25 protein-coding genes, 1 tRNA gene and 1 pseudogene are annotated in these 21,170 nt (G+C 37.4%); 6 read left to right on the plus strand and 21 right to left on the minus strand.

Annotated features, from left to right (window positions below):
* Nucleotides 1-96: 96 nt before the first annotated feature.
* From RZN25_15085 to RZN25_15105, 5 genes are all read right to left on the minus strand, one after another.
* Complete coding sequence (locus tag RZN25_15085; protein ID MEQ6378141.1) at nt 97-633, minus strand: methylated-DNA--[protein]-cysteine S-methyltransferase; 537 nt, start codon at nt 631-633, stop codon at nt 97-99.
* A 29-nt stretch (nt 634-662) separates the two neighbouring features.
* The gene (queG, locus tag RZN25_15090; protein MEQ6378142.1) at nt 663-1,793 is read right to left on the minus strand and encodes a tRNA epoxyqueuosine(34) reductase QueG; all 1,131 of its coding nucleotides are present in this window, start codon (nt 1,791-1,793) and stop codon (nt 663-665) included.
* An 18-nt stretch (nt 1,794-1,811) separates the two neighbouring features.
* Entirely contained in the window at nt 1,812-3,515 is a 1,704-nt protein-coding gene (locus RZN25_15095) for an ABC-ATPase domain-containing protein (GenBank protein MEQ6378143.1), read from the minus strand.
* A gap of 267 nt (nt 3,516-3,782) precedes the next feature.
* Nucleotides 3,783-3,856: transfer RNA gene (locus RZN25_15100), tRNA-Gly, on the minus strand.
* A gap of 395 nt (nt 3,857-4,251) precedes the next feature.
* Nucleotides 4,252-4,941 (minus strand): Crp/Fnr family transcriptional regulator, encoded by a 690-nt coding sequence (locus RZN25_15105; protein MEQ6378144.1) that lies wholly within the window; start codon nt 4,939-4,941, stop codon nt 4,252-4,254.
* A 184-nt stretch (nt 4,942-5,125) separates the two neighbouring features.
* Between RZN25_15105 and RZN25_15110 the strand changes: the two genes are divergently transcribed.
* The 3 genes from RZN25_15110 (at nt 5,126) to RZN25_15120 (ending at nt 6,618) form a co-directional block, all read left to right on the plus strand.
* Nucleotides 5,126-5,311, plus strand: coding sequence for a hypothetical protein (locus RZN25_15110; protein MEQ6378145.1), 186 nt, complete (start codon nt 5,126-5,128; stop codon nt 5,309-5,311).
* Between the two features lie 194 nt (nt 5,312-5,505).
* On the plus strand, nt 5,506-6,408 hold the full coding sequence (locus RZN25_15115; GenBank protein MEQ6378146.1) for a YIEGIA family protein: 903 nt from the start codon (nt 5,506-5,508) through the stop codon (nt 6,406-6,408).
* A gap of 6 nt (nt 6,409-6,414) precedes the next feature.
* On the plus strand, nt 6,415-6,618 hold the full coding sequence (locus tag RZN25_15120) for a hypothetical protein (GenBank protein ID MEQ6378147.1): 204 nt from the start codon (nt 6,415-6,417) through the stop codon (nt 6,616-6,618).
* 39 nt (nt 6,619-6,657) lie between these two features.
* Here the strand turns inward: RZN25_15120 and RZN25_15125 are convergent.
* From RZN25_15125 to RZN25_15140, 4 genes and pseudogenes are all read right to left on the minus strand, one after another.
* A pseudogene (locus RZN25_15125) lies at nt 6,658-6,765 on the minus strand (transposase).
* A 229-nt stretch (nt 6,766-6,994) separates the two neighbouring features.
* Nucleotides 6,995-8,008, minus strand: a complete 1,014-nt coding sequence (locus tag RZN25_15130) for an ion channel (protein ID MEQ6378148.1) — start codon at nt 8,006-8,008, stop codon at nt 6,995-6,997.
* A 63-nt stretch (nt 8,009-8,071) separates the two neighbouring features.
* Nucleotides 8,072-8,362: a hypothetical protein gene (locus RZN25_15135; protein MEQ6378149.1), complete on the minus strand. Its 291-nt coding sequence runs from the start codon at nt 8,360-8,362 to the stop codon at nt 8,072-8,074.
* 83 nt (nt 8,363-8,445) lie between these two features.
* Nucleotides 8,446-8,739, minus strand: a complete 294-nt coding sequence (locus tag RZN25_15140; protein ID MEQ6378150.1) for a hypothetical protein — start codon at nt 8,737-8,739, stop codon at nt 8,446-8,448.
* Between the two features lie 329 nt (nt 8,740-9,068).
* Between RZN25_15140 and RZN25_15145 the strand changes: the two genes are divergently transcribed.
* Nucleotides 9,069-9,857 (plus strand): manganese catalase family protein, encoded by a 789-nt coding sequence (locus RZN25_15145; protein ID MEQ6378151.1) that lies wholly within the window; start codon nt 9,069-9,071, stop codon nt 9,855-9,857.
* Nucleotides 9,858-10,090: 233 nt separating this feature from the next.
* On the opposite strand, the gene RZN25_15150 is transcribed toward RZN25_15145, so the two are convergent.
* From RZN25_15150 to RZN25_15175, 6 genes are all read right to left on the minus strand, one after another.
* Nucleotides 10,091-10,849, minus strand: coding sequence for a sporulation protein (locus RZN25_15150; GenBank protein ID MEQ6378152.1), 759 nt, complete (start codon nt 10,847-10,849; stop codon nt 10,091-10,093).
* Between the two features lie 145 nt (nt 10,850-10,994).
* Entirely contained in the window at nt 10,995-11,960 is a 966-nt protein-coding gene (locus RZN25_15155; protein MEQ6378153.1) for an alpha/beta hydrolase, read from the minus strand.
* Between the two features lie 297 nt (nt 11,961-12,257).
* The gene (locus RZN25_15160; protein MEQ6378154.1) at nt 12,258-13,529 is read right to left on the minus strand and encodes an MFS transporter; all 1,272 of its coding nucleotides are present in this window, start codon (nt 13,527-13,529) and stop codon (nt 12,258-12,260) included.
* 203 nt (nt 13,530-13,732) lie between these two features.
* Nucleotides 13,733-14,596: a proline iminopeptidase-family hydrolase gene (locus RZN25_15165; protein ID MEQ6378155.1), complete on the minus strand. Its 864-nt coding sequence runs from the start codon at nt 14,594-14,596 to the stop codon at nt 13,733-13,735.
* A gap of 103 nt (nt 14,597-14,699) precedes the next feature.
* Nucleotides 14,700-15,089: a DUF6508 domain-containing protein gene (locus RZN25_15170; protein MEQ6378156.1), complete on the minus strand. Its 390-nt coding sequence runs from the start codon at nt 15,087-15,089 to the stop codon at nt 14,700-14,702.
* Nucleotides 15,090-15,150: 61 nt separating this feature from the next.
* The gene (locus RZN25_15175) at nt 15,151-15,333 is read right to left on the minus strand and encodes an SE1832 family protein (GenBank protein MEQ6378157.1); all 183 of its coding nucleotides are present in this window, start codon (nt 15,331-15,333) and stop codon (nt 15,151-15,153) included.
* A 333-nt stretch (nt 15,334-15,666) separates the two neighbouring features.
* On the opposite strand from RZN25_15175, the gene RZN25_15180 reads away from it, so the two are divergent.
* Entirely contained in the window at nt 15,667-15,816 is a 150-nt protein-coding gene (locus RZN25_15180) for a hypothetical protein (protein MEQ6378158.1), read from the plus strand.
* A 316-nt stretch (nt 15,817-16,132) separates the two neighbouring features.
* Here the strand turns inward: RZN25_15180 and RZN25_15185 are convergent, their stop codons facing one another.
* A complete protein-coding gene (locus tag RZN25_15185; protein MEQ6378159.1) occupies nt 16,133-16,378 on the minus strand; it encodes a stage VI sporulation protein F in 246 nt (81 codons plus the stop codon).
* A 423-nt stretch (nt 16,379-16,801) separates the two neighbouring features.
* Here RZN25_15185 and RZN25_15190 point away from each other — a divergent pair, with 423 nt between their 5' ends.
* Entirely contained in the window at nt 16,802-16,900 is a 99-nt protein-coding gene (locus tag RZN25_15190; GenBank protein MEQ6378160.1) for a YjcZ family sporulation protein, read from the plus strand.
* Nucleotides 16,901-17,224: 324 nt separating this feature from the next.
* On the opposite strand, the gene phoU is transcribed toward RZN25_15190, so the two are convergent.
* The 5 genes from phoU to RZN25_15215 form a co-directional block, all read right to left on the minus strand.
* Nucleotides 17,225-17,881: a phosphate signaling complex protein PhoU gene (phoU, locus tag RZN25_15195; GenBank protein ID MEQ6378161.1), complete on the minus strand. Its 657-nt coding sequence runs from the start codon at nt 17,879-17,881 to the stop codon at nt 17,225-17,227.
* 266 nt (nt 17,882-18,147) lie between these two features.
* Nucleotides 18,148-18,912, minus strand: a complete 765-nt coding sequence (gene pstB, locus RZN25_15200; GenBank protein MEQ6378162.1) for a phosphate ABC transporter ATP-binding protein PstB — start codon at nt 18,910-18,912, stop codon at nt 18,148-18,150.
* Between the two features lie 17 nt (nt 18,913-18,929).
* Nucleotides 18,930-19,814, minus strand: coding sequence for a phosphate ABC transporter permease PstA (pstA, locus tag RZN25_15205; GenBank protein ID MEQ6378163.1), 885 nt, complete (start codon nt 19,812-19,814; stop codon nt 18,930-18,932).
* Between the two features lies 1 nt (nt 19,815).
* A complete protein-coding gene (gene pstC, locus RZN25_15210; GenBank protein MEQ6378164.1) occupies nt 19,816-20,757 on the minus strand; it encodes a phosphate ABC transporter permease subunit PstC in 942 nt (313 codons plus the stop codon).
* 102 nt (nt 20,758-20,859) lie between these two features.
* On the minus strand, nt 20,860-21,170 hold a 311-nt coding region (locus RZN25_15215), incomplete at its 5' end, for a phosphate ABC transporter phosphate-binding protein (GenBank protein MEQ6378165.1).

Below are 21,170 nucleotides of genomic sequence, written 5' to 3' on the forward strand. Positions count from 1 at the left end.
TCACTTTTACCTCCTGCTCCTGCCCTAAACTCAATTAATAAATTCAAAAAGACCCAAGGGCACAATCTCCCTTGGGTCTATATCAATCACAAACGATTATCCAATCCTGCGTATAACATCAGCATCTTCATGTTCGAGTAACTTCCTCTTTATTTCTAATCCACCATTATACCCCACCAATGTTCCGTTGCTTCCGATAATACGGTGACATGGGATGATAATGGCTAGCGGGTTACGGTTAACTGCTCCTCCTACAGCACGAACGGCTTTTGGAGAGTTAATCGCTTCCGCAATTTCCTTATAAGATTTGGTTTCTCCATAAGGGACCTCGAGCAGTGCTTTCCAAACCTTTTGTTGAAAAGGCGAACCATACAAGTCCAGGTCGATATCAAACCAGCGAATAGATCCTTCAAAGTAATCTACAAAGGCTGCTTTTTCCTTTTCAAGAAGACCTGGGTTCCTCTCAAAATCAGCTCTTAAAAAATACCTTTTTGCCCAATTGGTCAGTGTAGGACGAATATCCTCCATTCGACCATAGGAAACTGCGCATAAACCATCCTTTGTACGAACTAAAGTTAATGGTCCCACAGGTGAATCCATTTCATCATAGTTTAGAATTGATTGCTGAACCATAATATTCCCCCTAACCAAGTAAGGCCATCTTAAACAAATTTCGCCAAACCCTTATCAATTTCCTTTAAGACTTCCTCATCTTTTTCTCTCTCTAATGAAAATAAAAGGGCATTTCTGGCTTCCACTGTTCCTATTTTTCCAAGAGCCCATGCAGCCGTTCCTCTCATGACTGGGCGCACATCTTCCTTTAATACTTTCCCTATCTCTTCAACGGAAGAAGTATCCTTAAAATGTGCTAAAGCAATGAGCGCATTTCTTTGGATGGGCTTTTTTCCACGCCATGAACCCGCAATTGTACCAAACTTCTCTTTGAATTCACGATTGGACATAGTTAATAGAGGGCGTAATTTTGGTTTAACTATTTCTGGGTTGGGCTCTAACTCCTCATGCAAATGATAATCAATGCCTTTATTACGTGGACACACCATTTGACAGGTGTCACACCCATAGAGTCGATTACCGATTTTTTCTCGGAATTCATCAGGCAAAAACCCTTTCGTTTGCGTTAAAAAAGCAATGCAACGATTGGCATTTAGTTGCCCTCCTTCTATCAGAGCTCCAGTTGGGCAGGCATCCAGACAAATGGTGCAATCCCCGCAACTATCTTCTACAGGTAAATCCGGTGCAAATGGGATGTTAGTCACCATTTCCCCTAGATAAACATAAGATCCAAACTTCTCAGTAATAATGGAGCAATTTTTTCCACTAAAACCAATGCCTGCACGTTCGGCTACGGCACGATCAGATAATTCCCCAGTGTCTACCATACTTTTATATTGAACATCTGGAACCTTCTCCTGTAAAAATCCAGCCAATTTCTCTAGACGATCACGTAGCACATGATGGTAATCCTCTCCCCAAGAAGCGCGACAAAATATCCCTCTCCGTTCATTCCTTATGCTTCTCGGGGCGTCCTTCATTTTGGATGGGTAGGCAATCGCAATGGAAATAATAGACTGTGCCCCATCAACAAGAAGATTTGGGTTCGTTCGCTTATCCAAATCCGGCTCTTCAAATCCTGATTGATAGCCCAGCTCCTGCTGTCGCTTCAATCTTTCCTTCAGTTCAGAGAAGACATCCGCCGACGCAAAGCCGATTTGATCTATACCGATCTGTTTACTATATGCAATAAGCTCATCCTTTAAGTGGGCGAATGTCATGCAAATTCTCCTTTCATTCTAATTTTTTATAGCAGCTGTTCGCATACGATTAAAAGTAGCAGCAATTTCCTGTCGTCGGGGTCTTGCCAGGTTTCCTGGATGTTGATCCTTAAATCCAGTAAAAGAGGCGAGCCCTTTTTCATCCATCTGTTGCTCAATCATGTCTAGTAATGCTGGCAACGTGTAGGATTTTTGCAGAAGATTTTTATTCTCTATATATTTAAGTACATCTGCTAGCATTTGCGTTTGAGAAGAATCTACTAATTGTTCAACATAACTAAGAGAAATTTCAGTTCTTCCCATCAAAATTTTATCTAGACCTTTAGCTTGAATTTTTGATTTATTTCCGCGCTGACTTTGTATAGTTTTCGGCGCAAAGACTCTATTACTTTGAATCCTGATCATTGGAGCTGATCCATCTGAACGTTGACTAGGAAATTCGCTTGCAATTTCCTTAGCCTTTTCCGTTACCTGATGAGGCACATATTGATCAAGCATAATAACTTCATCGGCTACTTCAAAATAATCACCTGACCCACCCATAACTAGGATAGAGGATATCCCATGAACGTCTCTTAACGATTTTATTTGATCGATAAAAGGTGTAATCGGTTCTTTTTCCTTTGAAACTAGTCTTTGCATTCTTTCATCACGAATCATAAAGTTTGTGGCTGTTATATCTTCATCAATCAAAAGTGTATTTGCTCCCGCCTCCAATGCCTCCATAACATTGGCGGCTTGGGAGGTACTTCCACTGGCATTCTCCGTTGAAAATCGTTGAGTATCTTGAGCATGAGGTAGGTTATTAATGAAAGGTGAAATATCTACACCCGTCACTTGTCGTCCATCCTCAGATCGAATTTTTGTTGCGGAAGGATCTGTTAAAACATATTCACGACCATCCCCTACTATATGAGGATAAACCCCTCGCTCTATTGCTTGCAAATGGGTACTTTTTCCATGATAACCCCCACCTACAATAAGGGTAATTCCCTTTTTGAGGGCCATTCCAGTTAAAGGCTCCTCACGATGAGGAAGATTTATCGAAACTCCTAAATTACCTGGGCTTTTAAAAGGCACCGCTTTCTTTAATGGTTTATTACTAACACCACTCTCACGAGGAAGGACGGAGCCATCAGCCACAAAGGAGATCCAATCGTTTTCCTTCATGGTATTTAAAATGTGATCGTGTTGATCAGCCAGCTCAGTCACATGAATAAAATCTTGATCTTTCATAGAAAAAACAGACTCTTCCATTATAGTTGGAAGAAGTTGAAATAGCAGGCGATTTGCTTCTTTTCCATTAATCCTGCGACCATTGGCAGGTAATCCAATGGAAAGACAAATGGTTGTTTTATTATTACTCGCTGATACAGCGGTTCGCTCTAGTATTTCTTGGCCAGGACGATCAATCGAAACAAGACCACTTTTCCCAGTACCTTTTACTGACATGGACTGTTTAAAAATCGCGTTTCCTACATGTCTTGCCATTAAATCCTCTATATAAATCTGTCGCCTTTTGGTCCCTTTCCATTCTGAGCGTATCGTGCGTTTCTCCCGCGGAATAACTATTCTAATTTTAGAGGGCGAAGCAAAAGGATCACCTTGTATATAATCCATACACAGTATATAGCCTGCAAAACGATATTCCCCTTGAAGACTTTTATATGCCTTATACCCTTTTCCATCTACATCCTGTATCAACTTACGTAACCGTTCCATATCCGTCACCTTCCTTTACATCCATTCGGTGCTACTAGTGACTATGGTATACGATTTATGAAAGTTTGTAAAAAAGTTAATTGTTTGGCGCTTTGCTCCCTTATGAAGAATAATTTTTTTCTATTCTCTCAGTGTATTTGTGCTTCATATGCCTTATGAGAAACAAATCTTGTTATTCGCTTCTTTGGTTTTGTTCTTTATAAAAAAAGTAAAAAACGCAATGCCTCGTTCTCTCAGAAACGAAACACTGCGTTGGAAACATAAGTATGGAGCGGGTGATGGGAATCGAACCCACGACATCAGCTTGGAAGGCTGAGGTTTTACCACTACACTACACCCGCATATTATTAGTTATTTACTTTGAAATAGCCCACGCTATTGGTCAGGTCCCTGCATCTTTTAGCTTAGTCAGTGATGATGGATGCTTCGGAGCAACTCGATGTTTATTCATAAGAAGTAATTGCTCGTAACTACACCCGTACGTCAGTAACTTTTATAACTTTAATAACTTTAATTACAGCCTCGGAACAAATTGAATAACAAAAGTAATTATAACAAGTTCTTTTTGGACAGGCAACCATTAATTCAAAAAAAATCATTTTTTGTCGAATCTTTTTTAACAGAAATAAAAAGTACTTGTATATTTTTTTATGATTGTGCCCTCATAGTTAAAACATGATAGATTTACGCTTCACCTCCCAAAAAAACAAAACTACACCCACTGGATGTAGTCATATTATAATACGCAGTTTTGAACACCACATTTTTCACATATTAGCATTTTTTCGAAGTAATCGATTTTCTTTATAATAAAATATTTCTGATCTGCATCTAGGACCCCTTGTTCTTTCCATTTACTAATAATACGGCTAACTGTCTCACGAGAGATTCCAACCAGTTTCCCAATATCCTGAACCATGATTGGTTCGGAAATATAAATTCCCTCAGCAGTTATAACACCGTACATATTACTTAAACGGACAAAAACAGAGGCAACTGCACCCTCAGAACCCAAGATCAAATAATCTCTAAGCTTTGCTTTACTTCCTTCTAAAGATTCGGCTAGCCACTTGGTAACTTGAAGGCTTAATCTGCCATTTTGAGACATAATAGTCTCCATATGTTCTCTTTCAATATAGTAAAGTTTACAGTTTGTTACAGCTTCAGCTGAGTTAGAGTAAAGATTCCCACTAAAAATACCTATCTCACCAAAGGAGTCTAGATCTTGCCTTATAAACACTGTGATTTCCTTGTTTTTCTTCATTTGTTTAAAAACTCGAATTTGACCCTTTTTAATGAAAAACAACTTGTCTGCAAATTCACCCTCGCGAAAAATAAAATCTCCTTTTGTAACAGTCAGTGGTTTGGAATTTCCTAACAGCATGTCTCTATCATATGAATCTAAGCGTTCTAACAAAGGAATCATACATTCTCCTCCAATAAACATAATGCTGCTATTTAATAATAGCATATATTTAATTTCTATCATTCTTTTTAATGACTGGGAATGTATGGATTAAACCATTTTGAAAAATTTTTCCTTTAAAACAGTAAAATTTTTGAATGAAAAATTTTTTGGGGGAGAAAGTAATATCGGGAGGTGAAAAACAATGGCTAAAAATAACCGCAATAGCAACAATCGCAACAACAATGATTACAACAACAATAACAACAATAACAACAATGAATTAAATGTCGACAACGCAAACACTGAATTCGCTAACGAAAATGATGCACAAAACCTTAACAACAATGGACGTAATAACAACCGTAATCGCAACAATCGCAATAACTAATTTAGTAGTAAAAACAACCCCCGTTTTATTCGGTACGGGGGTTATTGCATGTACTTTTACTTTAGACATATTATTTGTGGATTATTCGTCCTTTGCAATCCATTATATTCCTCGAGTCGTATCCTACAAACCCAAAAATACATAATTCCCCTTAGATTATCAAAACTAATCTTACAAAGAAAGGGGGTAAAAAAATGGATGAACAGATGTTACCAACCGAAGACTTGATTATCATTATTATCGCCGTAATTCTTGGAACATTGGCAAGAATTTTCACCATAAAAGAGGATTATAGACAATACCCAAGTTTTCCTAACGGGTACCTTATTCATGTCATTACAGGGTTTGTTGCTGCGGCATTAGGATCAGTAGCCATTCCGGCATTACTGACGAAGAACTTTATAGCCGTTACTTTTTTGACATTGGCACTTCAACAATTCCGAGATGTTAGAAAATCAGAACGTGAGAGCCTTGCCGACTTAGAGGAAACCGAATATACGTATCGGGGCAAAGCCTATATTGACGGAATTGCCAAGACCTTTGAATCAAGAAATTATCTTGCCTTTGTAACATCTTTTGTAACCTCCATTACTATTTATAGTTTACCTTTTGTCCTCTGGATTAATATTATCATTGGAGTAGGAGTCGGACTAATCTGCTTCATTTCCCTTAAGCGTTTTTCTAAAGGGAAAAGCATTGGAGATATTGCCGATGTTGAGGTTGGAAAGATAAAGGTAGAAAACTCTAATCTCTATGTGGATGATATTTGGATTAGTAATCTTCTCGGTACAGAAAATGCGGAGAAAATGTATAGGGAAGAAGGATTGGCAGTTGTTATCACACCACATGAAGATCATTTCCGAATAAATCTAGATAACTATGGCCAGCGCCAAGCAGCTCTTTTTGAAGCCTGTCGAGCATTAGGCGTAAAAAGATATCATTTTACAAGGAAGGAATATGAAACAGGCAGAATAATTATTACTCTTATTCCAATAAAAAAGGATTCTGATGCACTTATTGAGGCAGTGAAAAAATGCCCGTTATTGGAATCCACAAAAAAATCTCATGCGGTAATGAATACAAACATGAAAGGATGATCGAATATGGGTAGAGAATCATCCATGAGGCCAAGCTATGAAATTCTTGCCTACGTAACCTCGAAAAGAGAAAGAGTTATTGCAGGTCCTCTTTCCCTTTATGGCGAGGATGAAAAAGAATGTAAAGAACTTAGTGTGGACATAGCAAAAGCAATGAAGGCTGATGTCGTCAAAATGACAAACGGAGATTATTTGATCATTCGTGTCTGACAACTCCCACAGCTAAAGCAGTGGGGTTCTAGGATACTAACAAGCTTCTTGTACCAATTCTTTAAACCGTTTTTCTAGATCTTCCTGCAGAAAAATCTTCCTTCTATAACGAGGTCAGAAAACAAAATGATAGTTTAATAAGGACACAGTGGTTTTCGTTCTTCTATATTCATTCCTACATTTATTTCATCCTTATTAAATACAAAATGAAACAAATGTGTAAAAAAAATGAAATCTTCAACTACTTAAAGCACCACAAACCGTCGGTTTAACATGTGGTACTCCTTATTGACCTCACTCGCCTTAAGGAGTGGGCTTTCTCGTTTGGAAAATCTGTAAAAAACGAGATAGATTAACCATCTCGCTACTTCACTATTCATCCTATTTTTTGATAGACATCTGAACTACAAATCACATAGAGTGCTGCAGTTTCTGGAATTTTTTCATCTAACCTCCGATTGATATCCAAGCGATTACCGTCAGCTATTAAGGTGGCACCTTCTTGCAATAAGTCTAGAAATGCATCTCGATAGGTCTCCCATTCCACTTTTCTTGAGACCTTATATAAGTTTTCTCCATGTTGCCTGCTGATCAATTGGGTGTAGACTTGACTTACTCCTATGTACATAGCAGACCTAACAGCAAGGCTAGATATTGTTTCTTGTGATAGGATAAACTCATCCACTTTCACATGAGTAAAATTAGTTGTATGTTTCTCGGTCATGACTTCTACAGTTGTATGCACCTTGGGAGCAACACGTTCAACAGTTATGGCAATGGAGAGGGTTTTTGCATCTTGAAGTGAAGAATCTTGAATCAAGTCGTCTGAGAAAACAATCACGGACATAGCATCCTGTATATTGGCGCTTTCATAGGTTGTTTCATCTGTTGGATCTCCTTGAATAAAATGTACTCTTTCCAAAGAAAGATCAAATGGAGATTTCTCCAGTTGGGCAATAACGACAACTTCTTTTTTCTTATCAGATTGTAAAATTTCATGTACCGCGGCCTCTGTTTTCTTTCCCCAACCTACAATAACGATGTGATTTTCCTTTAAATAACTCAACTTTCCTTCCTCCCTTTTCTTTCTAAAAATATTAAACGCGTCCACGATTTTCCCGATAACCACCCCTAATAGTCCAATTCCAATTAAGTACATGAAAACCGCAAATATTTTTCCCGGCATGGTGACTGGAGAATAATCCCCATACCCAACTGTGGAAAAGGTAGTCATGACGTAATAAAATGAATTAGGTAGACTTTCAAAATTCTCGGGCTCTAAAAAATAAATAGTGATTGTACATAAAGCAATGAAAACAACAGTCACAATGCCGATGGTAAGGTTTTTCATTTTTAATAACTGAAAACCGATTTTATTAATGATATACATGTTAACCCCCCTGCCAATCATTCATTCCTTTATTATATAAGACCTAGCTCGTTCATAAAAGAATTATTCTAAAATGGTATTTTGTAATATTCCGTGGATAACCACAGCCCCAACTGCTGAGCCTAAAAAGATTACGATAGATTGGCCCCATTTTTTCAAAGCCCCTCTTCCGATGATAAGGAGGTTATATAAGAGAAATAGGAAAATGATTCCTATAATTGCTGCAATAGGGTAAATCATGATGTTGCCTTTATCCCAACCCCATAATAATGCTGTTAAATAGATATAAAAACCTATTACTCCCCAAAGAACATTTCCAGCGATCCAAAAAAATTTAATCCAGATAGATATCACTCCCTTATCATACCGATACCCATAAATATGGTTGAAACAAACGCAAAAAGAGCTTAACCTTGGGGTTAAACTCTTTTGAATCCCTACGGTTGAACACTGTCTTGTGTAGCGTTTATGTTGGTATAGGCACGATCAAGTAGTCGCTGACTTTCTTCTACACGAAGTTGAGCATCAATTAATGGCTGAGTGGAACTCCCATGTCCATTAATAGCCTTACCTCTCGCCTCTTGTATATGCTCCTGGACATCACTTAATTCATGTAACAGCTGTTGTATCTCTTCTGGATTTGCATTATTAATCGCATCACGGGTCGCATTCTCCAATTTACGAGAAACCTCCGCAAGCTCACGAATCTCGGCATTGTTTTGTATAGGCATAACAGATCCTCCCTATTTGTATTCTCAACATAGCTTTTGCAGAATAGCTAATGCCTATTCCTTTGGATTGGGATATTGGGGAAGTAGTTAATGAATGCCCTAAATGATAATTAATCCAAAGAAGCCAGTTTTAGGTGAAGAACCATTTGAATAAGAACAAGAATTAGAAGAAAAAATGATTAACGCCGTAATTTTTAGCTTGTCCTGAAATTGGGACAAGCCGTATTACTTATTCAAAAAAATAATCAATTTATGCATGAAATAACATATCCAACAAAACATAAGACTGTATTTCTGTATAGACCATACCAAAAAATAGGAGTGTTTTTATGTTTACTCATCAAAAAGAATTACTATTTCCTGTTAATGTTCAAAGTTCAAATCCTAGTTATGCAGCAGCCGTTTTAGAACAATTTGGCGGCGCAAATGGTGAACTAAAAGCTTGTCTTCAATACTTTGTTCAAAGTTTTAGTGTAAAGGATCCAGCTATGAAAGATCTTTTGTTAGATATTGCTACAGAAGAAATCTCCCATTTAGAAATGGTCGGTACATGTATTACACAGTTAATGGGTGGCCCTGATAAAGACCCAAGTATGCTTGGCGGACAAGATGTGGAAATGGCATCTGAAGGTTCTATGATGACCAATGCTCATGATTTCATTAATTCTACTGTACAAAAAGGAATGATTTTGGGTGGACACGGACCAACATTAACCGATTCTTCCGGCTCCCCGTTCTCTGGTAATTTTATTAATTCAGTTGGTGACCTAATAGCTAACTTAGAATCAAACCATGCCGCTGAATTAAGAGCAAGAAAAGTCTATGAAGAGCTGCACCGTCACGTACAGGATCCGGGAGCACGCGAGATGTTTGATTTTCTTATCCAACGTGAAGAAGCTCACTCTCTTCAATTCGAAAAAGCTATTGAAGTGGCTAAGGAATTAAAGTCTGAAAAATCCTATGGAGATAAAAAATACTCAAAGCTTTATCCAGATTTATCCGCAGGTGGACCAGGGGCAGCCCAATTTGGATTCCCTGATGCAGGAATGATTACAGGTCCGTTTAAAGGTAATTCTGATACAGATATGATAAACGGTCAAAATCCCCCGTTACAATAATGTGAACCTTCAATAAGTGGCCGCTTCCCACAGATGGTAAGTACCCTAAGCTATAACCCTAAAGGCCCGTGAACCAATCGAGCATTTACGGGTAATTTATCCCCTACCTATGCTTTTCGTTTTACTTAATTAAGATTTGTGGCGGGGTATTACTACCGGTTCACGCGGGATAAGCACTTGAACTCAAATAAGAAGGAGCATGATTTCATGCCTCCTTCTTATTATATTTCCCACTAAATAAACCCCTTTATAATCCCTCTTAATTCATCTGCTATATACCTTGATCCATTTGCGATCTCGTTATTAGAAAATGAAACCTGAACATGGCTTTCATCCGTTTCCAAGGCTTCCGCAAACAATCCGTCAAGCCCCTTAGCACGACGATCCACTTGGAGGACCAAATTCACTTGATTATCCCTCACAAAGAAAATAGCTTCTAGTTCATCTAAATCTGATCTATATTCTGAAGTTGGGGTGAACTCAAATTCCTGCACATAACCATGTCGTTTTGAATATTCCATTTCGACCTTACCTAAATAAAAACCTAACTCTTTAGTCAATGCTTCAAGTATGGTTTCTACATAAGGGTGAGGTTTAACCTTAAGGTAATCCTGATCTTTTGGGTCGACTGATTGAGAAATATCCAAACCTGTTTGGATCCAAATTTTTGTCCAACCAATAGTCGGTGGTGTATTAATCGGTAACACAAAGGCAAAATTAAATTCTTTGGACTCCCCTCCATTTATTATAAAAGAATCCGTTAAGGTATATTCTTGTAACTTTACTTTTTCGTAGAACTTCTTGTCATCTCTCTCATGCACTGCCTCTGCCATTAAAAACAGATTGATACGGTCTATATGCTGGTCTGTTTTTCCACCTTGAACCTTAACGATTCCTGTCACATTTCCCCCTGGTGTAAACTGATCTTTATCTAAAATAGTATCCACTTTTGCACTTCCGATACCTGCACTTGCTAAAAGCTTTTTGAACATTTCCACCCTCCTCTTTTTCATCTTATTATCTTACGAAATGACCCAACATACGGTTTCATTTATACAAAAAAATTGACCTCTATTGACAGTTTAGGGACAGGTACCTTTCATAAGGAAAACGGCAGTTCCTGTCCCCAAAATCCATCTATTCGATATAATTCCCTACAAAGTTCCAGATGGTAGACCAATATAATTCTGGATCTACCTTTTCTGCTTCTCCGTGACCTGCACCTTTAATGACGAGCTTTTCTTTTTCCACTGGTGCAGCGTTATAAACTTCATCTAACATTTCATAAGGAACAAATGTGTCTGCATCACCATGGATAAATAGCATTGGGAGTCCACTTTTAGCCACCTGTTTTACCGCAGACGCTTCATACAAATCGTAGCCTGCACGAATTTTCGTGACTGTATTTGCTGCGTTGATGACTGGAAATTCAGGTAGTCCAAATAAGTCATCCAATTGATAAATAAATACATCACTTACAGAAGAGTAGCCGCAATCTTCTACAATTACCTTCACATTAGGCGGAAGTTCTTCTCCTGATGTCATCATAACTGTGGCGCCCCCCATAGAAATTCCAAATAATAGGATCTCAGCGTCAGGATCTTTCTTCACAATTTCATCAATCCATTGAAGCATGTCTAGTCGACCATGCCACCCCATTCCAATATAATCTCCTTCACTTTCACCATGCCCACGAAGGTTTGGCGCCAACACGTTGTATCCCTGATCATAAAAATTTCGAACCCAACGTGTCATCGAGGCAGCGCTGCTTGTGTATCCATGTGCTACAATAGCCCACTTCGAATTACTGTCCCTATTCTGGTAGAGATTGGCGTGAAGCTTCAATTTGAGTTTGTCATTGGAGGTGATATACATTGATGTAGGAGGATGTTCCTTTTTAAACTTATCATCCTCCAACTCCGCAGCCTCAGCCACTTCAGTCAAGACCGCTGAACTCTCCGCTAAATGCGGATTCCCCTCTAAAAATTCCTTTTCATCGTTTGCATCCAAGGCATAATTATAAAAGTAATTTCCCACAGCCCCATAAGCACCCACCAAAATAGCAATCACAATAGCTGATATTATTATTAGTTTCTTTTTCATATATTTATCTCCTACTCTATTAAAAATGGGCCAAAGGAAAGCATTCTGTTAATCTAGTAAAACTCTTTCCTCACATTGTTACTATACCAAAATTACTAACAATAAGGTAACGTTTCCTGCATTCCAAACTTAACCGAATAGGTTTCCTCCCATTACTAAAATGCTGCAACACCAAAGAAAAAGCTTCTTTTTGCAAACTAATGCAAAAGAAGCTTTCGTCTGATTCATAGTTCTTGTACCCACTACTGTTTTCTGAAAAAAGGAGCAATTTTTCCGTCAGCTCCACAAAGCAAATCCCTATGCTGTTTCAGCTACCTCATTCTGTTCTCTAACTCTTTCCTCTAAAGCCGGAACGATTCTATTAATTATAATAAAACCGATAGCACCCGTAATAAGCAAAAATATACTCATCGTTTCTTTGTTTAAATAAGCTCCTAACGTAACCGAAAGTGAAGCCAAAATCATGGATCCTTGATAGGTGAAAGCATTAACAGCCATATAACTGCTTCGTTTATCATCTGGAGGGATTGCCGCCAGATAACTCTGTTGTACAGGAACACGCATTAACTCTCCAAGAGTAGCAATAATCATAGCTATAAATAGAATCCAAATATTATCAAAATAACTAATTGCCGTGTATCCAATGGTGAATAGCACAATGGAAATTAGATAAACATGCTTATCCTTATACTTATGGATCAATTTAGTTATTAACGCTGCAAAAATTACTACAAGAATGGTATTTTCTGTTCGTAAAATCCCGGTCATTCGCAATCCATCTATCGTCCATTGGAAAACATTTTGATCTGGCATATCGTCATGGAGACGAACTGCGATATAATTGGTCAACTGAAATTCTAATGACTGTACAAATAACCCCGCAATGACGAACAAGATAAAGATTTTGTCTTTTGCTACAGTTTTATAACTTTGAAAAATTCCAGTAAAGACTTGAAGTTTTTTCATGCTCTTCCCTTCATCTTTAGCCTTCTGAGGAACATAACTCTCTTTTATAAAGAAAATAAGGACAAACAAGATAACAATAGACACACTCGTCATTCCAATAAATAAATAGAAAAGGTAGTCTTCAAACAAGAATGCTCCAACTGCTCCCCCAATGGCAATGGACAAGTTGGCAGACCAATACATAATGGAATACATAAGCTTTCGTTCTGCCGGTTTACTTACATCAATCAACATTGCATCCATAGCTGGACCCTCAATCCCCCAACAAATACTTCCCACTAAAAACATTAAAAAAGTTAGTTCAGGGGATACAAACCAAGGTGAATTGGCAATTGTCATCACAATAAGTGACGCTACCCTTATAAAATTAGCAATCAACATCAGTTTTTTTCGCCCCATGATGTCCGATAAATAACCACCATAGAACCCTACCAATGCCCCAACCAAAATATTTAAAATCAATAAAATTCCAGTTAGTTTCTCTCCGAAATGCACGGCAAAATAAATCGCCATAAACGGAAAAATCATACTCCCAATTATTTCACTAAAAAACCCAAAAATAATTCGTAGTTTTATATTTGGATGAAAATCTCTAAATCGCATGTGAATTCCCCCTTTTGACCTAAGCTGCTTCCTTCTCTCTAAACATCTATTTCTCAACCGCTTTGTTTCTCCAAGTTTTATCATATCTATTTCTCTATAGAAATACTTCGTTCAGTAGATTGAAAGAATCTCAGACCTAAGACGGAGGTCGGGGGCTTTCAGTTCCTGTCCCTATACATGGAACAGGAACTATCATTCCAAGATTATCCTCGTAGAAACTCTCTCATTACCTGCTCATATTCTTCTCCATCTTCTAAATAGGCCATGTGTGCGCTGTTTTCGAATACGCGAAAACTACTGCCTGGTGTGAGACGGCTGAAGTATTCTGTGGATTCTGGTGTAGCCTCGTCGTAGCGGCCGCATGTATACAGGGTCGGAATAGATATTTCATTCAACCGGTCTGTACAATCAAAATCCTTCAGATTTCCCTTAACATGAAATTCAGAAGGCCCCCACATTATGTTATAGATTTCCGGGTTTCTATATTTTCTTCCTTCATTTAACCAGTCCGGTCTTTCCTCTAACCGAGAAATAAACTCTTTTGCAAATACTTCAACAGCTGCTTTATATTCATCGGAATCCGTATTCCCGTTTTCTTCACATTCTCTTAAGGTAAGTTGCACATCTAAAGGTAATTTTTCTATGTTTTTTTCTTGATCCCTTGCCCACAGTGGTGCACTCAAACAAGGACTAGAAAAGATAATACTCTTTACTCCTTCTGGATGTTTCAAATAATACGCTACAGCTAGGGTTGTCCCCCAAGAGTGTCCCAAAATATGAAAATTGCTCAATTCTAGAGCTTCTTTTATTTGGTACAACTCTTCTACAAATCGGTCTAGATTCCATAAGGATGTATCTTCAGATCGATCTGATTTACCACACCCTAACTGGTCATAAAAAATAACAGGGCGCTCATCTGCAAGTTTTCTTAATCCCTGTAGTGACCAATGAGAAGAGCCGGGTCCCCCATGTAATACAATCACTGGTATTTCCCTCGAATGTTTGTTATGAACTCGATACCATACCTTACCGCCTGTTACGTCAATATATCCTTCGCGAAATTCTATTGTAGTCAATCTCTTCTCCACCTTTTTTTATGTAATAAGAAAGCCTGACCTCCATATGGTAGTACAAACTCACATATGGCTGTCAGGCTCAGGCTCTAATTTATTATTTCCCAAGCAATTCTTCTAATCTTACTAAAATCCTTAAAAATACTTTTTTCTCTATAGCAGTTGCCCAAAGGCCTTCACAAAAGCGCTCCTGCCTAATGTAATAGGTTAATATAGATTGAAGCAAATCCTTATCTGCTGATTCAATATAGTTCATCGGAATTAAATTTTCCTCACAAACCTTTTCCACATTGTGAAGATAGTTGCCATCAAGCACATCAGCCTTATAGCAATCATCTACAAATTTGCGAAAGCCCTCATCATAAATTGGATAGCCAATGGTTAAGACTCCATCTTCCTTCTTTTCACCAGACTTCCATTTTACAAACTTTATCCTGTTATCATTAAAATAATTAATATGTTCGGTGATCTGTTCTTTTGTGAACATTACTAATCCCACCTTTGTTTAGCAGGTTTAAAATCACACTATCATCAAGCCTGAAGCATTTTCACTTTTGTAGAATAGCAAGCTTCTTATTTAATTCAGCCAATTCATTTTCCAACTGTTCTAGCTGCCTCTCCGCATTCAAGGTATTCCCACCAACAGAATCCAGCTTTTCTAGATCCGCCATGATTCGTGTGTAATCAGATTTAACTTCTGCAATCTTATTTTTGATTTCTAATTTCGTCATAAATTACCGCTCCCTCTTTTAGAATAACTTATACAAATAGTATATCTAACCTGAGATTGCTATTACGAAAGATATGTTTCATTACAAAAATTATGCATATTTTACTCCCAACAGAAAAGGAGCGTAACTAAAACGTCACACCCTCTTCTGTTTTCACAGAGGTTTAAGATGAGCTCATGTTATGGTGGCGACTTACTATAATCTATGAACCTTCTAGCAAAATGGAAAGGCTTAAATCTATTAAATACAAAAAATGTGTTTTCTTCTTGATACATCTGATTATACATATTGAATTTTTTCGAATTCAATATGTATAGAAGGGAGAAATTTCTTATGTTGCTGCGTTGGTATATAGTTTATAAAAAGGGCGATCTTGTAAATGTTGACGGGACTATTTATAAAATTGTAGATGTCACCATCGATTATAATTTATCAGATGGATTATTAATTACAATTTTATTAGAAAAATGTAAAGAAGAATAGCTCTCTAATAAGAAAAGCGCAAGCGCCCCTCGAAACAGGAAAAGCACTTGTTTCTGCGAAGTAGCTCTATGTAGCTTTCCTTGCTCGGGGCATAAACTTCGAAGATTACTCGATGATGCTTTTTCGCTGGAGTTAGACAAATTCTCTAACAACTTATAAATTCTGATACTGAAAAATGTCCTATAAAATGTGGAACTCTCCAGTTCAAATCACCCGGACCATTTTATGTAGACAAGGAGCCTAATTAGGAGGCTCCTCTTTTTGATTTTGAGTTATTTGTCAAAAAACACTTAAGTTTGCACTCTTTATCACACTGCTACTTAAGCATTTTAGAAATAGTATTTGAATTAATTTTCTTCTTATTGTTTACTAGCGTATCGACAATCCTATCTTCTTTTTCTTTTGATACCTTTTTTCCTGCTAATTTAGAAATCTTTCTCACTAATCTCCTAATTGATTTTTCATCTTGTAAATCTGACCCTTTAATAGATTGTGCAACCTGCATTAATTCATCCATTTTTACACCAGTTTTTTTCTCGATTTTCTTTGAAAAGTCGTCCATAACTTTTCCTCCTCTCCTACATCACCCTATGAAAATATCAAAACATCCGTATAAACTAATGCACAGTTTCCCGAGAATAAACTAGAAAAATAGGTGATTGCAGGTTTCTGCTAAAGAAAGGAAACATAAAGTGAAACTTCAATCAGTGGCCGTCCCCCACTAATTGTTAACACCAAAGGGCATGACCTAAAGGCTCTTATACTAATAGGACATTTACGGGCAGCTAGCCATCCAGCAAGCTTCACCAACAAGGATGAAAATGTAATGTTTTATTTTCATGGGAGTATATCCCCCCACCCACTCTTCTCGTTTATCGCCGTCTAAATGGTGAAAGCCTTTTTTCACTTAAAAAAGATATGTGCCCTATCATCTCTATCAAAAATTCATAGGATATTGTAAATCAGATAAGGAGGTGAACTGATTATGGGATACGGAGGAGGAAATGACTTCATTTTACTAGTGATTCTGTTCATATTGTTAATTATCGTTGGTAGCGCCTACTATGGCGGAGGAGCTTACTAATCAATCTCCATTCTAAAGCTGCCCTCCTAAAAATGGGTAGCTTTTTCTTTGAGAATATCTAACAAAATTCATGTTTAATAGCACCCATTCCATAGTATAAAAATAATAGCCGATTAAAGGAGGAGTTCATGAAGAAAACAACAAATATTTTAGTACCCTCGAAAACTGTAGTATGATTCTTGGAGGAGTTGGAAGTACTTCTGCAGGGGAAAATCGTTTACAATAGAATCAGGTGACATCTTGTGGGAAATTGTTCAAAATTAAAGTGGAGTGACCGTTAAAGTGGGATAAAAACACCTTCAATATTTGAAGGTGTTTTTACGATTAATCTAAATCGTATCGTTTTCCCTTTACTAAATAAACAATGTTTTCAGCAATGTTAGTAATGTGATCTCCAATTCGCTCGATATATCTGCAAATGAAAGAGAGTTGCAGAATTTGATTCGTGTTGTTTGGATAAAGTTTGAATAAAGTAATCATTTCCTGTAAAAACTTACCGTAATACTCATCAACCTTATCATCTTGATCAGCTACATATTTTGCAATGGATACATCTTCATAATTAAAAGCACTAACGGACTTATGAAGCATGTCTTTTATAATTTCAATAACCCTTGGTATTTCCGTAATTTCAGCCACCAAAGGCTCTTTCCCAATGATAAGAGTAGATTTCGCAATATTTACTGCTAAGTCACCAATTCTTTCAACATCAGAAGAGATTTTTAAAGATACAATGACTTTGCGTAAATCCTTAGCCACTGGTCCTTCCTTCACAATAATTTGAATCGCCTTATCATTTACATCAATTTCCATCTGATTTAATTGTTTGTCAAAATCGATAACTTGTTGGGCTAATTCAAGATTCTGGGTACGCAATGCTTCAACTGAATCGACAAGCATCTTATTTGAAAACTCAACCATTTTTAATAATGCTTGTTTTTGCTGCTCAAGTTCCATTTCAAAGTTTTTCCTTACTTGCATATCACTCACTCCTTAATATTCTTTTATGGCAGAAGTATTGTATATTGAGACTATTACAAAAATTCAAAAATTATGCCAAATAAAGTGAAACTTCAACTATTGGCCTTTCCCACTGATTGTTAGCACCCAGGGATATGACCTAAAGGCCCTTGAACCAATCGGAAATTTACAAGCAATTTACCCCCACCTTCTTTGCTCTTTTACTTAAGATTTGAGGTGGGAGGGGGTATGACTGCCCGTCCATTCGAGATAAAAACCAATCACGTTTATCCGAATCGTCCAGTGATATAGTCTTCTGTTCTTTTATCAGTAGGGTTTGAAAATAAACGATCCGTTTGATCAAATTCGATGACTTCTCCACTTAGGAAAAAGGCTGTTTTGTCCGAAATTCTTGCTGCTTGTTGCATATTATGAGTGACAATAATGATGCTGAAATCCTTTTTTAACTGTTGAACGAGTTCTTCAACCTTAAGAGTAGAAATTGGATCTAGAGCTGATGTTGGTTCATCCATTAAAATAACATCAGGCTCAATTGCTAAACAACGAGCGATACACAAACGCTGCTGTTGTCCGCCAGACAACCCATAGGCGTTTTCATTTAAGCGGTCTTTTACTTCATCCCAAATCGCTGCACCACGTAAGCTCTTTTCCACGATAGAATCCAACGTCTTTTTATCCTTGATTCCATGAATACGAGGACCGTAAATCACATTATCATAAATGGATTTCGGGAAAGGATTTGGCTTTTGAAATACCATTCCAACATGGGTACGAAGTTCTTCAACTCTGATATCAAATATATTTTTTCCGCGATAAAGGATTTGTCCACTTGTTTTTACAGTAGGGATAAGTTCTACCATCCGATTTAGTGTTTTAATGTAGGTTGATTTACCACATCCCGAAGGACCAATTATTGCCGTAACCTGATTCTGAGGGATTTTTAAATTAATGCTGTGTAAGGCTTGATCAGCACCATACCATAAATTTAGATCCTGTGTATCGTATACAAATTTTTGCGTTTCATTTTCCATTTAGGACTCCCCCAATTCTAAAACCTTTTTTGAAATTTATTCCGGATAATAATTGCGACCGAATTCATTAAGAACAAAATAATTAGTAGGACAACAATCGTTGCTGATGCTAAGTTTGCATACTCCGCTGTTAATACTGAATCTAACGTCCAATAATAAATTTGAATAGGCAGTACTGTAAAGTCATCCATTAGGCTATTAGGAACAGGCATGATTAATGCTGGTATTCCTAGAACGACTAGGGGAGCTGTTTCCCCAATGGCACGAGAGAGTGAAAGAATAAATCCTGTTAAGATCCCAGGTAAGGCTGCTGGCAAAACAACATTTTTGATCGTTTGCCATTTTGTTGCACCCATCCCATAAGAAGCTTCTCTTAAAAAGCCTGGTACTGCACGAAGCGCTTCTTGACTAGCTACTACAACTATTGGAAGAACAAGAAGGGACATGGTTAGTCCACCAGCTAAAATGCTTGAGCCTAAATTGAACAATCTCGAAAATACGGTAAGACCTAATAAGCCGAATATAACAGATGGTACACCGGCAAGATTAGAAATATTCATTTGGATAAAGGATTGTAGTTTTCCTCTTCTGGCGTACTCTTCTAGGTAAATTGCCGTTCCAATTCCTAACGCCATCGTTACGGGACCTACTACAATCATTAAACCGATCGTCCCAGCGATGACTCCTTTAATACCTGCTTTATCTGGATTTAAGGAAAGTTTATCAGAGAGGAATTGAAAGTCTATCCAACCGATGCTTTGAGAAAAAACACGATAGATTAAAATAGCTAAAACAACGAGTGCGAAAATAGTAAGGGAAAAAAATAAATATTTCATCGCTTGATTTAAGAATAGTCGTGAATTCATTTTTTTCCGAACTAAAGTGGTATCTACCTGCTTCATATCAATATTCCTCCCTAAACCTTCGTGAAATATATTGTGCTAATAAGTTCATGAAGAGAGTGAATACAAATAAAGTAAGACCTACTGCATATAGGCTATAATATCCAACTGTTCCAGCTCCCGCGTCACCACTTGTAAATTCAACGATGTAAGCTGTCATGGTTTGCATGGATTCTCGGACATCAAGAGTAAAGTTCTTAGAGCTACCACTTGCAATCGTTACAATCATGGTTTCACCGATTGCTCTAGAAATCGCAAGCACAAACGAAGCAATAATTCCCGAAATAGAGGCAGGAATAATGACTTTCCAAGTTACCTCAAGTTTTGTTGAGCCAAGTCCAAGCGCTCCTTCACGCATAGCATTGGGAACAGCACTCATCGCATCCTCCGATAGGGAGGCAACCATAGGAATAATCATTATTCCCATAACAATACCTGGACTAAGCGCATTTTTAGCACCTATCTCTGGAATTATAGTTAATAATATAGGTGTTACGAAGGAATAGGCAAAGAAACCATAAACGATGGTTGGAATTCCAGCAAGGACTTCTAGCATTGGCTTGATTACTTTTCTTACTTTCTCTGATGCATATTCACTTAAATAAACGGCCGTTGTTAAACCAATTGGAATCGCAACAAACATAGCTATGATAGAGGTAACAATTGTTCCAGTTAGTAAAGGTAATATTCCAAAAGAAGGATTTTTACCTAATGGGTCTAAATCTGTACTCCCAAAAAACTCAAAGATAGACACTTCCTTAAAAAATAGAGCAGCATCAAACACTAATGTAAACAAAATACCTACTGTTGTAAAAACAGATATTAAAGCCGTACCAAAAAAGATTCTAGGCATTATTTTATCCATTTTTCTATTGTTACCATGAGTTATATTTTTCTGGATTCTTTCTTTTGTGCTTATGCTTTTATTGGCGCTTTGTTTCACCTAAAATGCCTCCTTTTCTTGACCTGACAAGGCTCTTTTTTAAACGCATAAGAAGATGAAAGCTTTGCAAGCTTCCATCTTCAATCTTAGACACCCTTGTCTTTATTGAATGGCATCTAGCTTTGTTTTATATTCATCATATATTGATTGTGGTAGAGGAGCGAATCCAGTTTCTCCAGCAAATTCTGGTGCAGCTTCTAATACGTAGTATGCATAGTCAAGAATTGGAGGCTCTTCCGCTGCATGCTGAGCATTTAAATAAGTGTATACTGGTCGTGTGAATTCAGCATAATCTAAGTCTTCACCAATTGTATCTAAGGAAGGCTCAACTGGACCATTGCCAAAGTCCACCTTAATTGCTTGAATCTTATCTTGATTATTTACATAATATCCATATCCAAAAAAGGCAATCG

It is taken from the genome of Bacillaceae bacterium S4-13-56, assembly GCA_040191315.1.
GTDB lineage: Bacteria > Bacillota > Bacilli > Bacillales > JAWJLM01 > JAWJLM01.